The sequence below is a fragment of the Lentzea sp. NPDC004789 genome (genome assembly GCF_053601075.1).
Genome location: NZ_JBSGBE010000001.1, coordinates 626549 through 639918 on the forward strand (window position 1 = coordinate 626549; position 13370 = coordinate 639918).

Genomic DNA, 13370 nt, shown 5'->3' on the forward strand with positions numbered 1-13370 from the left:
CCCTTTTTAGATCGGTGGCAGCAGGAGCTGGTCGGAAAGGTCAGGGAGCGCTACGCGGGAGGCATTGCGCTCCCTGACCCGAGCGAGGTGACTAGTTGACGACGTCGTCCACGGAGGGCGACTCGGACCGCGACAGGTTGATGCCGAGGTTCGCGGCCGCGCGCTCCAGGTCCTCGTCGTCGCCGTCGCGCATCTCGATCGCGGCACCGTCCGAAGACAGGACCTCGACGTTGAGGCACAGCGACTGCAGCTCCTTGAGCAGCACCTTGAAGGACTCCGGGATACCGGGTTCCGGGATGTTCTCGCCCTTGACGATGGCCTCGTAGACCTTCACGCGGCCGAGCACGTCGTCGGACTTGATGGTGAGCAGCTCCTGCAGGGTGTACGCGGCGCCGTACGCCTGCATCGCCCAGCACTCCATCTCACCGAAGCGCTGACCACCGAACTGCGCCTTACCACCCAGCGGCTGCTGCGTGATCATCGAGTACGGGCCGGTCGAACGCGCGTGGATCTTGTCGTCGACCAGGTGCAGCAGCTTCAGGATGTACATGTAGCCGACCGACACCGGGAACGGGTACGGCTCGCCGGAGCGACCGTCGAAGAGCTGAGCCTTGCCGTTCTCCTTGACCATCCGCTCACCGTCGCGGTTCGGGATGGTCGAGCCCAGCAGACCCGTGATCTCCTCTTCCTTCGCGCCGTCGAACACCGGCGTCGCCGTGCGGGTGCCCGGCTCGACGTCGTACAGCTCCTCGGGCAGGTTCTTCGCCCAGTCCGGGTCGCCGTTGATGCTCCAGCCCTGCTTGGCGATCCACCCGAGGTGGGTCTCCAGCACCTGGCCGATGTTCATACGACGCGGCACACCGTGCGTGTTCAGGATGATGTCGACCGGCGTGCCGTCCTCGAGGAACGGCATGTCCTCCGCGGGGAGGATCTTGCCGATGACGCCCTTGTTGCCGTGGCGGCCGGCGAGCTTGTCACCGTCCTGGATCTTGCGCTTCTGGGCCACGTAGACGCGGACGAGCTCGTTCACGCCCGGAGGCAGCTCGTCGTCGTCCTCACGGCTGAAGACGCGGATGCCGATGACCTTGCCGTACTCACCGTGCGGCACCTTGAGCGAGGTGTCGCGGACCTCGCGCGCCTTCTCACCGAAGATCGCGCGGAGCAGGCGCTCCTCCGGGGTCAGCTCGGTCTCGCCCTTGGGCGTGACCTTGCCGACGAGGATGTCGCCCGGCTGCACCTCGGCACCGATGCGGATGATGCCGCGCTCGTCGAGGTCGGCGAGGACCTCCTCGGAGACGTTCGGGATGTCCCGGGTGATCTCCTCGGCGCCGAGCTTCGTGTCGCGGGCGTCGATCTCGTGCTCCTCGATGTGGATCGAGGTGAGAACGTCGTCCTGCACGAGGCGCTGCGACAGGATGATCGCGTCCTCGTAGTTGTGGCCTTCCCACGGCATGATCGCCACGAGCAGGTTCTTGCCGAGCGCCATCTCACCGTTCTCGGTGCACGGCCCGTCGGCCAGGACCTGGCCCACCTCGACCCGGTCGCCCTCGTTGACGATGGGCTTCTGGTTGATGCAGGTGCCCTGGTTCGAGCGACGGAACTTGTGCAGCGCGTAGGTGTTGCGCGCACCGTCGTCGGCCATGACGGTGATGTAGTCGGCGGAGACCTCCTCGACCACACCGGTCTTCTTCGCGACGACGACGTCACCGGCGTCGACCGCGGCACGCAGCTCCATACCGGTGCCGACCAGCGGCGACTCGGAACGCAGCAGCGGCACGGCCTGACGCTGCATGTTCGCCCCCATCAGGGCGCGGTTGGCGTCGTCGTGCTCGAGGAACGGGATCATGGCGGTCGCGGCCGACACCATCTGGCGCGGCGAGACGTCCATGTAGTCGACGTCCATCGGGTCGATGAACTCGACCTCGCCGCCCTTCTTGCGGACCAGGACGCGGTCGTCGGTGAAGTTGCCCTCGTCGTCGGTCGGCGAGTTGGCCTGCGCCTTGACGAAGCGGTCTTCCTCGTCCGCGGTCAGGTAGTCGATCTGGTCGGTGACCCGGCCCTCGACGACCTTGCGGTACGGCGTCTCGATGAAGCCGAACGGGTTGACCCGCGCGTACGACGAGAGCGAACCGATCAGACCGATGTTCGGGCCTTCCGGCGTCTCGATCGGGCACATGCGGCCGTAGTGCGACGGGTGGACGTCGCGGACCTCCATGCCGGCCCGCTCACGGGACAGACCACCGGGACCCAGCGCCGACAGGCGGCGCTTGTGGGTCAGACCCGCGAGCGGATTGGTCTGGTCCATGAACTGCGACAGCTGCGAGGTGCCGAAGAACTCCTTGATCGCCGCCACGACGGGACGGATGTTGATCAGGGTCTGCGGCGTGATGGCCTCGACGTCCTGCGTGGTCATGCGCTCGCGGACGACGCGCTCCATGCGGGACAGACCGACGCGGATCTGGTTCTGGATCAGCTCGCCCACGGTGCGCAGGCGGCGGTTGCCGAAGTGGTCGATGTCGTCGACCTCGACGGGAACCTCGGTGCCGTTGGCGCCGTCCATCATCGTCTCGCCCGCGTGCAGGCGGACCAGGTACTCGATCGTCGTGACGATGTCGTCCTCGGTCAGGACACCCGTGTTGATCTCGGTGTCCAGGCCCAGCTTCTTGTTGACCTTGTAGCGGCCAACCTTCGCCAGGTCGTAGCGCTTGTCCTTGAAGAACAGGTTCTCCAGCAGGGCCTGCGCCGACTCCTTCGTCGGCGGCTCGCCCGGACGCAGCTTGCGGTAGATGTCGAGCAACGCCTCGTCGGTACCCGCGGTGTGGTCCTTCTCGAGCGTGGTCAGCAACGTCTCGCTGAACGCGAACCGCTCGCGGATCTGCTCCGTGCTCCAGCCCAGAGCCTTCAACAGCACCGTCACCGGCTGGCGACGCTTGCGGTCGATGCGGACACCCACGGTGTCGCGCTTGTCGACGTCGAACTCCAGCCAGGCACCCCGGGACGGGATGATCTTGACGCTGAAGACGTCCTTGTCCGTCGTCTTGTCGACCGCGGTGTCGTAGTAGACACCCGGAGAGCGCACGAGCTGCGAGACAACCACGCGCTCGGTGCCGTTGATGATGAACGTGCCCTTGTCCGTCATCATCGGGAAGTCACCCATGAACACCGTCTGGCTCTTGATCTCACCAGTGGTGTGGTTGGTGAACTCCGCCGTGACGAACAGCGGTGCCGCGTACGTCATGTCCTTGTCCTTGCACTCTTCGGTCGAGGCCTTGACCTCGTCGAAGCGCGGGTCGGAGAAGGACAGTGACATGGAGCCGGAGAAGTCCTCGATCGGCGAGATCTCGTTGAGAACCTCTTCGAGACCGCTGGTCGGGGTCTCGTCACCGGCGTCGACGCGGCGCTGGAACCACGCCTCGTCACCGGTGAGCCATTCGAACGACTGGATCTGCAGGTCGAGCAGGTTGGGCGTCGAGAGCGGCTCGTGAATCTTTGCGAACGAGACGCGCTTCGGCGCTCCAGGGATCCCCGACGTGGAGTTGGTCGCAGCAGTGGCCTTGGTCGCGCGAGAGATCGCCAAGATGCGTCCTTCCAGGGACAGGTAGCTGGCTAGAGCGAACTAGCACGGCTGTCAAGGGTGCGGCGATGCCCGACTAATCCACGCTCTCGGCGAAGGGCAAGCGGAAAATGGGCAGCGCAAAGGGGCAGTCTAGCCACGCGCACGGCGACTGTCGAGAGGCACCTGGAAGGACCCTCCTCTTGCTCACCGACAGAGTGACCCTGCATGAGCGTGCAGTCAAGATGTGGACAGCCGATCCACTCTGTGGATGGAGCGCTCTTCACCGTCCGTCACCCATTTGACCTGCACAAACACGCGTGCGGCCGATTTGGTGGGAAGTTGGCGGCTTTCAAGCGGACTTACAGAGCGCCACGAGATTTGTGTGACCGAGATCACGCGTGTCGGGGCTGGCGGAGGGTGTCTCAGCAGTGCTTCCAGGGCACCTCTGAGGGTTGTTGATCTTACGGCACGGCGATCATGGCCCTGACACCGGCCTGACCCAAACGACCGGCTCCCCGGAGCGCCCGCGAAAGTACGCGGGGAGCTTTCGTACTCCAGGAGAGGACGGCGGGCCCCCGCGTGCGTCCGCCAACGGAACGCGGGAGTCGGCGTTTCCGCTTGGGGAACGTGGGAGCCCCGTGTGCGTCCGCCGACGGAACGCGGGAGCCGGCGTTTCGCTTGGGGAACGTGGGAGCCCCGCGTGCGGTCGGGTCAGCAGCCCTGGAGTTGGCGGGTCTGGTCGGGCGTGGCGCCGAACATCTCCATGTTGTCGATCTTCCACCGGCCGCCGCTGTCCACCGCGCTCACGCGCAGCATGGCGGTGCCGCCGCCCGACTGGTTGTCGGTCGTGCGGGTGGTGACCTGGTCGGCGAACACGAGGACGGTGGCGTGGCCGTCCTTCAGCGACGAGACCGCGGAGGAGACCACGCGGACGGTCACGACCAGCTTCTGCTGCGGCGCGACCTCCTTCACGGGGCCGAACACGGCGTTGTACTGACACAGGGCCTTGCCGGTGAGCAGCTCTTTCGCGGCCTTCTCCGTCGAGGAGACGTCGGCGAAGTTGTACGAGAACGACTTCTCGACGGCCTCGCGGATCTGGCCGTTCACCGCCGAGGTGGTCGCGGAGTCGACCAGGGCAGCGTCGTAGGACACCGAGCGCGACTTGACCAGGAAGAACGTGCCGAGGCCGCCGAGCAGGACCGCCACCGCGAGCAGTGCCGCGGGCAGCAGCCAGGCGGGCCTGGCACCGGGCTTGGCGGTGACCGGCTCGGCCTGAGCCTCCTCGGGCTCCGAAGGCGCCGAGGACTTCGAGGGCTCCGAAGGCGCCGAGGCCTTCGAGGGCGCCGAGGACTTCGGCGGCTTCGGGGGTTTCGCCTGCTTCGTGGCGGGCGGCGTCCACTCGACCGCCGTCGGGGCCTTGAGCTCCTCGACCTCCGGCTCCCCAGCCGCCTCGACGGCCTCCACACCCTCCGGAGCCTCAGCGACCTCGGAGACCTCGGACGCCTCGGTGGCGCGCCGGTGCAGGCCGGCGACCCTGGGGCGGCCTCCGGCGGGCGGAGTGGGGATGGGGCGGCGGCGGGATGGGGGCACGTGCACTCGTCCTATCAGTTCTGGCCGAATCAGATGCCGGCCCGCAGCGGACCCAGCTGGCTCAGCTTCCAGCCGTCGTCGGTGCGGGTGAGCTTGGTCAGGTACCGGTTGATCTTGGTGACCTGCTTGCCGTCGGCGGGGGTCACGGTGCTCTCGACGACGGCGATCATCGACGCGGTGCCCGCGCGGTCGTCCAGCTCGGTGATCGCGGAGTCGAGCACCTTCGACGTCGTCACGGACTTCGCGTCGACCAGCTGCTTCTTGCGCGAGTCCTTGTCCTTGTCGATCTCCGCGCGCAACTCGCCGGTCGAGGAGTTGAGCCAGCGCTGGAGGTCCTCGTCGACCTTCTGGTAGTCGAGCGTCAGGAAGTTCGTGATGCCGACCTGGCCGGAGCGCAGGGCGTCGTCGCGCGTGGCGGCGAACGCCGACTCGGACGAGTGCGCCGCCGAGTACCAGGCCACGCCGAAGTACGCGGCGTACCCGAACGTCAGCACCGCCAGTACGGCCGCGACCACCGTGAAGATCCGCACTACTTCTTCTCCTCTGGCAAACCCAGCAGCTGGCCGAGCGACGTCAGCAGCGGCAGCTCCTGCACCGCCTGCTGCCCCGCCGGCTCCTGGCCCGGCTGCGTCGTGGCGTTGCCGACCGGGGTCGTCGGCGTGCCACCGTACGGAGCATTCTGCGAGCCTCGCACCGAGGTCGCCGATCCGCGCGCCAGAGCGCAGTAGGCCTGCGTGTTCAGCGGCGCGGCGGAGGTGTCGTTGCCGGGACGGATCTTCGTGCCCTCGTAGCCGACCGTGCACGGCATCGGGTCGAACACGTTCAGCGCGAGCCCGAAGTGCGCGGTGCCGTCGCCGGGCGCCACGGTGAAGCCGCCACCGACGGCGATGGGGTACGTCACCGCGATCTGCTCCAGGCCGTCGCGCCTGGTCACGAGGATGTTCGAGGTGGTCAGCAGGTTCGCGAACACCACGCCCAGGTTCGGGCCGCTCTCCTTCAGCAGCGCCGAGACCTGCTCCGACGCCGGCGGCACGGCCACGATCAGCCGCCGCAGGTCGCCGTCGGACGCCTTCAGCTGCTCCGCGATCAACCGCAGGTCACCGCTGAACGACCGGATGGCACCACCGGAAGAGGCCTGCGTGGACAGCACGATCTTGCCGTCCTTGAGCAGCTGCGTCGTCTGCGGCAGGTGCTCGCGGGCGGCCGCGGTGAACGCCGCGGTGTTGTCGATCAGCACCTGCAGGTCGCCACCGGTGCCGTTGAACGCGTTGTGCAGCTCGTCGACCACGGTCCGCAACGAGTCCGTGGGCACCGACGACGCGAACGCGTCCAGGTTCGACAGCAGCCCGTCCACCGGCGGTGGCGTGCGCGTGGCCGACCGCGGGATGACCGAGCCGGCCTGCAGGTACGGGCCGTCGTCCGTCTTCGGCCGCAGGTCCACGTACTGCTCGCCGACGGCCGACCGGTTGGCCACGACGGCCTCGGTCGACGCCGGCACGCGCGGCGCGTCCGAGTTCAGCTCCAGGTCGGCCTCGACGCCGTCGGAGGTCAGCCGCAGCTGCCCGACCCGGCCGATCGTGACGCCGCGATAGGTGACCTCGGCGTTGGTGAAGATCCCGCCGGAGTCGGCGAGCTGCATCGTCACGACCGTCGACGACGACTTGAACAGCCCGACGTACGACGCGCTGACGTACGAGATGCCCAGCAACGCGACCAGCACGAACGCGCCGATCTTGACCTTCGTCCCGCGCGTGATCACTTGCGACCACCTCCCAGCAGGCCGCCGAGCAGGTCGCCCAGCCCGGACCCGTTGCTGCCCGGGCTGAGGCCCGGCAACGGGATGTTCGGCAACGGCAGCGGCGTGCCCTGGGTCGGCACGAGCGAGTCCAGCGGGGACTGCCGCGACCGGCCCAGGTTGTCGAGGACGGTGCCGAGGTTGAGGTCCAGGTCGATGAACGCGTTCGAGTAGTCGCCCTTGACGCCGTCGACCGCCGCGTCCGGGAACGGGTAGGTCAGCAGCAACTCGAACGCCTTGGGCAGGTTCTGCCCCGACTCCACGAGCTTCTGCAACGTCGGCTGCAGCGCCTTCAGGTCGGCCACGATGTCGTCCCGGCTCTTGTTGACCGTGTCCACCGCGACGTCGGACAGCTTGTCCAGCGACTGCAGCAACGTCACCAGCTGCGTGCGCTGCTCAGCGATCACCCGCAGACCGGGCTCCAGGTCCGTCAGCGCCACCGCGATCTTCTCCCGCTGCTGTGCCAGCGTGCCGGCCAGCCGGTTGATCGAGTCCAGCGCGCGGACGATCTCCGCCTTGTGCTTGTCGAGCTCCCCGACGAACGTGTTCAGGTTGCCCAGCAACGAGCGGATCTCCTGCTCGTTGCCCTCCATCGCGGCGTTGAGCTCCTTGGTGATGTTCTGCAGCTGCGCCACACCACCACCGTTGAGCAGCAACGACAACGCGCCGAAGACCTCTTCGACCTCGGGGTTGCGGTTGGTCTTGGCCAACGGGATCACGGCGTTGTCCGCGAGCTTCCCGGTCGCGTCCTTCGGCTTGCCGAGCTCGACGAACTTCTCACCGAGCAACGCCGACTGCCGCAGGTTCGCGAACGCGTTGGCCGGCAGCTGCACGTCACCGTTGACCAGCATGGTGACCTCGGCGGTCCAGCCGTCCGACGCGAGGTCGATCTGCTCGACCCGTCCGACCGGCACGTCGTTGACCTTCACGCCCGCCTGCGGCACCAGGTCGAGCACGTCCTTGAACTGCGCCTTGACCCGGTACGGGTGGTCGCCGACGTCGGCGCCGCCCGGCAGCGGCATGTTGTAGACGCCGTCGAACCCGCCGGTGCCGCAGCCCGACACGAGCAACAACGCCGTCACCGCGACGACAAGCTTCGTTCTGGTGGTTGATGTCACCGCGGCGTCCCCCCGACCGGCAGGGGCAGCGGCAGCTTGCCCGCGTTGAGGTCGCTGACGATCTGCGCCGGCGACTGCAGCGGCACCGCGCCGGACAGGATCGGCTCCAGCTGCTTGCACGTCTGGGCGAGCACCGGCGGCACGTTGTTCGGCGTGGCCTGCTGCACCAGCTTGCAGATCAGCACGATCGGCGGCTGGTTGAGCTCGTTGATGTTCGCGCGGGTGTCGAGCGTGCCGGACGCCGCGTTGTAGGTGTTCTGCAGGTTGCCCAGCGCCAGCGGCGCCACGTCGAGCGTCTCCGCCAGCGCCGCCCGCTGGTTCACCAGCACCTGCGTGATCGAGGCCAGCTTGTCCACATTGGACTTGAGCACCTCGCGGTTGTCCTTGATGAAGCCCTGCACCTGCTGCAGCGCGGTCGCCAGCTCGTTGAGCGCGGCACCGAGATCACCGCGCTCGTCGGCGAGCAGCTTCGTCACGTCGGCCAGCTGCTTGTTGAAGTCCCGCACCTGGCTGTCGTTCGCGGCCAGCATCGCGGTGAACTTCTGCAGGTTGTCCACCGTGGCGAACAGGTCCTCTTTGGACCCGGACAGCGTCCGGGTGGCCTGGCCGAGGTTCTTCAGCGTGTCGTTGAGCGCCTGGCCGTTGCCGTCGAGGTTCTTCGCCGCGGCGTTGAGCAGGTCCGCCAACGCCCCGTCGGCGTTCGCGCCGTTGGGTCCCAACGCGGTCGTGAGCTTGTCCAGCGACTGGTAGAGCTCGTCCAGCTCGACCGGCGTCGCGGTGCGCTCGCGCGGGATCACGGCGTTGTCGCCCATCGTCGGTCCGCCGGTGTAGGCGGGTGCGAGCTGCACGTACCGGTCGCTGACCACGCTCGGCGCCACCACGACGGCCTGCGCGTTCTCCGGAACCCGCACCGAGCGGTCGAGGCTGAACACGACCCGCACCGACTTGCCCTCCGGCACGACCTCGTCGATCGTGCCGACCTTCACGCCGAGCACCCGCACGTCACCACCGGGGTAGACACCCACGGCCGCGGCGAAGTGCGCGGTGACCTTGCGCTCGTTCATGCCCGAGAAGATCCACCACAGCGCCGCGGTCGCGACGAGCGCGAGCACGCAGGCCATCGCGATCGCGCGCCCCAGCTTGCTGCTGGCCGCCGTTGTCATCGCTGCACCCCCGGAGGCAGGCAGCCTTCCTCGTTGAACCCGACGACGCCGAGGTTCACCGAGGGCGGCAGCAGACCGCAGATGTAGGTGTCGAACCAGCGCCCGTTGCCGAGGGTGTTCGCGAACACCCGGTAGAACGGCGCCAGCAACGAGAGGCTGCGGTCGAGGTTGTCCTGGTTGCGCTGCAGGATCGTGGTGACCCTGCCGAGCTGCTCCAGCGCCGGCTTGAGCTGGTTCTGGTTGTCCTGCACCAGACCGCTGAGCTCGCGGGCCAGGTCGCGCGTGCCGGTGAGCAGCGCGGTGATCGCCTCGCGCCGCTTGCGGATCTCGCCGAGCAGCAGGTTGCCGTCCGAGAGGAGCTTCTCGAACTCCTGGTTGCGGTCGGCCAGCGTCTTGGTCAGCTGCCTGGTGTTGTCCAGCAGCTTGGCCAGCTGCTCGTCCCGCGACGAGATCGTCTTCGACAGCGCGGACAGGCCGTCCAGCGCGCCGCGCACGTGCTCCGGCGAGTTCTTGAAGGTGTCGGACAGCACGGTGAAGCTGTCCGCGAGCTGCTTGGTGTCGATCTGACCGACGGTCGTCGCGAGCCCGTTGAACGCCTCGTTCACGTCGTACGGCGCGAGCGTGCGCTCCTTCGGGATCGGGTTGCCCGGCGACAGCGGCTGGGTGCCCTGCGGGTCGAGCGACAGGAACTTCTGGCCCAGCAACGTCTTGATGCGGATCATCGCGGTCGTCCGGTCGCCCACCCAGGCGTCCTTGACCTTGAACGTGACCCGCACGCGGTCGCCGTTGAGCGCGACCTTGGTGACCTTGCCGACCTTCACCCCGGCGACGCGGACCTCGTTGCCCGGCACCAGTCCCGCGGCCTCGCTGAAGTCCGCGGCGTAGCTCGTGCCACCGCCGACGATCGGCAGGTCGTCGGAGTAGAACGCGGCCAGCAGCAGCAGGGCGATCAACGTCAGGCTGATCGCGCCGGTCCTGATCGGGTTGCGCTGTTTCATCGGCGGCACCTCTGCTGTGTCACCGGCAACGCCGTGATCGGAATCGGGTTCGAGATGACCGGAGGCACGGCGACCTTGCCGCCGGCCTCGCACAGGAAGAAGTTGAACCACGAGCCGTAGGTCGCGGTGCGCGTGATCGTCTCCAGCTTGTTCGGCAGCCGCTGGAGCACGCCGTCGACGATCTGCTCGTTGTCGCCCAACGTCTGCGAGACCAGGCCGAGCTGCGCGATGTCGTTCTTCAACGGCTCACGGCCCTGCTGCAGCAGCCCGGCGGTGGCGTTGGTCAGGTCGCCGAGCGCGGTGATCGCGTCACCGATCGGCTGGCGGTCCTGCGCGAGCCCGGACACCAGCGTCTGCAACGTGATCACGAGGTTGTTGAAGTCCTCGCCGCGCGAGTTCACGGTGTCGAGCGCGGTGTTGAGGTTGTCGACGACCTCGCCGATCACCTTGTCCTTGCTCGCGAGCGTGCTGGTCAGCGACGCCGTGTGCTGCAGCAGGCTGTCGATCGTGCTGCCTTCTCCCTGCAGCACCTGGATGATCTCGAACGACAGCTTGTTCACGTCCTCCGGCGACAGCGCCTGGAAGAGCGGCTTGAAGCCGTTGAACAGCACGGTCAGGTCGAGCGCCGGCTTGGTGCGCTCCAACGGGATCGTGCCGCCCTCCGGCAGCACCGCCTTGGTGTCACCGGTGCCGGCCTCCAACGCGATGTACCGCTGCCCCACCAGGTTGCGGTACTTGATCGTCGCGGTGACCGAGCCCGGCAGCTTGCGGTCGCCGTCGAGCGAGAACTCGACCTCGGCGGTCTTGCGGTCAACCACCTTGATGTCGTCGACCTGCCCGACGCGCACACCGGCGATGCGGATGTCGTCGCCCTTGTTCAACGCCGTCACGTCGGTGAACCGCGCCTTGTAGTCCGTGGCACCGGCCAGGTTCACGTTGGCGATGGTGACCGCGAGCAACGTCGTGGCGAGGATCGTGACCACCGCGAAGGTGATCAGCTTCAGCAGCGGAGCGAGCACTCCCCTCACTTGACCGTCACCTCCGCTCCGCGCACCAGCGGTCCGAGCAGCAGGCTCGACCAGCCCGGCATGTCCTGCGGGTCGACCCCGATCCGCGGTCCGAAGAGCGCCGCGATCAACCTGGCCTCCTCCGGCGAGTTGGCGAGCCGCAGCACGTCCTGCGCCGACGACGTGGAGGTGTTGCCGGCGTTAGCGGGCGGCAGGACCCCGTCGTGCGCCACGCGAGCGGGCGGCGGCGAGCTGGACCCGTCCTTCACCGGCCCGTCCGGCGGGTACTGCGGGAACGGGTCCGGCCGCGGCACGATGTCGTAGCAGCGAGGACCGCGCTTGTCGGAGTACTTGGGCTCGTCGACGTTCGGCTTGTACTTGCCGCGGTTCTGCGTGATCTCCAGCGTGATGTGCAGGCCAGGCTCGTTCGTGCCCTCGCCGAACGCCTTGCTGATGACCGGTTCGAAGTCCGCGAGCCCCTTGAGCAGGCACGGGTACTCGGGCGCGTACTTGGCGAGCAGCTCCAGCGTCGGACGGCTGGTGTCGGCGAGCCCGATGATGTTGTTCTTGTTGACCGTGACGAAGCTGGTGAGGTCCTGCGACGTCGTGGTCAGCGACCCGTACAGCGCCATCAGGTTGTCCCGCTGCTCCACGACCGTTTTGGTCGTCGTGGTCATGTCGTTGAGCGCCTGCAGCAGATCCGGCGCGGCGTCGGAGTACACGTTGGCGACGTCCGCGAGCTTGGAGATGTTCTCCTTCAACGCGGGCAGCTGCGGGTTGAGCTCACCGAGGTAGGAGTTCAGCGACACCAGCGTCTGGCCGAGCGGCTTGCCGCGGCCGTCGAGCGCCTGCGACAACGCGGTCAGCGTGGTGGCGAGCTTCTCCGGCTGGATCGCCTGCAGCACCGGCATCAGGTTGTCCAGCACGCGTTCCAGCTCGATCGCGCTGCTGGTCTTGTCCTGCTGGATGACCGCGCCGTCCTTGATCGCCGCGCTCTTCTGCTGCGGCAGCACGAGGTTCACGTACCGCTCACCGAACAACGTCTTGGGCAGCAGCCGCGCGCTGACGTTGGCGGGGATCAGGCCGACCTTGTCCGGCAGCAGCGCGAGCTCCAGCTCGGCACCGTCCCCGCTGGTGCGGATGGACTTCACCGAACCGACGATCAGCCCGCGGACCTTGACGTCACTGGCCGTCTGCAGCTGGTTGCCGATGTGGTCGGTCTTGAGGGTGACCTTCACGTAGTCGCTGAAGGCGTCCTTGTACAGCGCCACCGTCAGCGACAGGAACATGGCGATCGCGAGGAGGAACGCGATGCCCAGCACACGCTTCCTCATCCCGCGATCCTCACCGTCGTAGTGGCGCCCCAGATCGCGAGGCTCAGGAAGAAGTCGAGCAGCGCCGTCGTGACGATCGCGGTCCGCACCGCGCGACCGACCGCCACACCGACCCCGGCCGGACCACCGGACGCGCGGTAGCCGTAGTAGCAGTGCGTCATGATGATCACGACCGCGAAGACCAGCACCTTGCCGAACGACCAGAGCACGTCGACCGGTGGCAGGAACAGGTTGAAGTAGTGGTCGTACGTGCCCGCCGACTGCCCGTAGAACTCCACGGTGATCGTCCGCGCCGCCAGGTAGCTCGTCAGCAGGCCGATCACGTACAGCGGGATGATCGCGACGAACCCGGCGATGATCCGCGTGGTCACCAGGAACGGCAGGCTCGGGATGCCCATGACCTCCAGCGCGTCGATCTCCTCGGAGATCCGCATCGCACCGAGCTGGGCCGTGAACCCGGACCCGACCGTCGCCGACAACGCGAGCCCGGCCACGAGCGGCGCGATCTCACGGGTGTTGAAGTAGGCCGACACGAACCCGGCGAACGCCGAGGTGCCGATCTGGTTGAGCGCCGTGAAGCCCTGCAGACCGACGACCGTGCCGGTGAACACCGACAGCCCGACCATCACCCCGATCGTGCCGCCGATGACCGCGAGCGCCCCCGACCCGAAGCTCACCTCGGCGAGCAGCCGCAGCGTCTCCTTCAGGTACCGCTTGAGAGCGCGAGGCGTCCACGCCAGCGCCTTGAGGTAGAACGCCAGCTGGTCGCCGAACCCGTCCAGTCCGGACAGCACCTTGTTCGCCATCCG

Annotated in this window: 10 protein-coding genes; all 10 read right to left on the reverse strand. The window is 67.6% G+C overall.

What is annotated here, in order from left to right; translation table 11 throughout:
* Positions 1–91 precede the first annotated feature (91 nt).
* The 10 genes from rpoB to ACWEIJ_RS03110 all read right to left on the reverse strand — a co-directional run bounded on the left by rpoB (position 92) and on the right by ACWEIJ_RS03110 (position 13367).
* On the reverse strand, positions 92–3577 hold the full coding sequence (gene rpoB, locus ACWEIJ_RS03065) for a DNA-directed RNA polymerase subunit beta (protein WP_449835507.1): 3486 nt from the start codon (positions 3575–3577) through the stop codon (positions 92–94).
* A gap of 690 nt (positions 3578–4267) precedes the next feature.
* Positions 4268–5146 (reverse strand): hypothetical protein, encoded by an 879-nt coding sequence (locus ACWEIJ_RS03070; RefSeq protein ID WP_449835508.1) that lies wholly within the window; start codon positions 5144–5146, stop codon positions 4268–4270.
* Between the two features lie 29 nt (positions 5147–5175).
* On the reverse strand, positions 5176–5676 hold the full coding sequence (locus tag ACWEIJ_RS03075; protein ID WP_449835509.1) for a hypothetical protein: 501 nt from the start codon (positions 5674–5676) through the stop codon (positions 5176–5178).
* A complete protein-coding gene (locus ACWEIJ_RS03080; protein WP_449835510.1) occupies positions 5676–6905 on the reverse strand; it encodes an MCE family protein in 1230 nt (409 codons plus the stop codon). The genes ACWEIJ_RS03075 and ACWEIJ_RS03080 overlap by 1 nt, the downstream gene beginning before the upstream one ends.
* A complete protein-coding gene (locus tag ACWEIJ_RS03085; protein WP_449835511.1) occupies positions 6902–8059 on the reverse strand; it encodes an MCE family protein in 1158 nt (385 codons plus the stop codon). The genes ACWEIJ_RS03080 and ACWEIJ_RS03085 overlap by 4 nt, the downstream gene beginning before the upstream one ends.
* Positions 8056–9222, reverse strand: a complete 1167-nt coding sequence (locus ACWEIJ_RS03090; RefSeq protein ID WP_449835512.1) for an MCE family protein — start codon at positions 9220–9222, stop codon at positions 8056–8058. Before ACWEIJ_RS03090 ends, ACWEIJ_RS03085 begins: the two co-directional genes overlap by 4 nt.
* Positions 9219–10220: an MCE family protein gene (locus ACWEIJ_RS03095; RefSeq protein WP_449835513.1), complete on the reverse strand. Its 1002-nt coding sequence runs from the start codon at positions 10218–10220 to the stop codon at positions 9219–9221. The genes ACWEIJ_RS03090 and ACWEIJ_RS03095 overlap by 4 nt, the downstream gene beginning before the upstream one ends.
* Positions 10217–11248 carry an MCE family protein gene (locus ACWEIJ_RS03100; protein WP_449835514.1) on the reverse strand — a complete coding sequence of 344 codons (1032 nt, stop codon included), beginning with the start codon at positions 11246–11248 and terminating at the stop codon, positions 10217–10219. The genes ACWEIJ_RS03095 and ACWEIJ_RS03100 overlap by 4 nt, the downstream gene beginning before the upstream one ends.
* Positions 11245–12561: an MCE family protein gene (locus ACWEIJ_RS03105; protein ID WP_449835515.1), complete on the reverse strand. Its 1317-nt coding sequence runs from the start codon at positions 12559–12561 to the stop codon at positions 11245–11247. The genes ACWEIJ_RS03100 and ACWEIJ_RS03105 overlap by 4 nt, the downstream gene beginning before the upstream one ends.
* Positions 12558–13367 carry an MlaE family ABC transporter permease gene (locus ACWEIJ_RS03110; RefSeq protein ID WP_449835516.1) on the reverse strand — a complete coding sequence of 270 codons (810 nt, stop codon included), beginning with the start codon at positions 13365–13367 and terminating at the stop codon, positions 12558–12560. The genes ACWEIJ_RS03105 and ACWEIJ_RS03110 overlap by 4 nt, the downstream gene beginning before the upstream one ends.
* Positions 13368–13370 lie beyond the last annotated feature (3 nt).

Excerpts from the sequence above, each read along its gene's own strand:
- ACWEIJ_RS03110 (WP_449835516.1), bottom strand. The coding sequence starts at position 13,367 with ATGGCGAACAAGGTGCTGTCCGGACTGGACGGGTTCGGCGACCAGCTG.
- ACWEIJ_RS03105 (WP_449835515.1), bottom strand. The coding sequence starts at position 12,561 with ATGAGGAAGCGTGTGCTGGGCATCGCGTTCCTCCTCGCGATCGCCATG.
- ACWEIJ_RS03095 (WP_449835513.1), bottom strand. The coding sequence starts at position 10,220 with ATGAAACAGCGCAACCCGATCAGGACCGGCGCGATCAGCCTGACGTTG.
- ACWEIJ_RS03090 (WP_449835512.1), bottom strand. The coding sequence starts at position 9,222 with ATGACAACGGCGGCCAGCAGCAAGCTGGGGCGCGCGATCGCGATGGCC.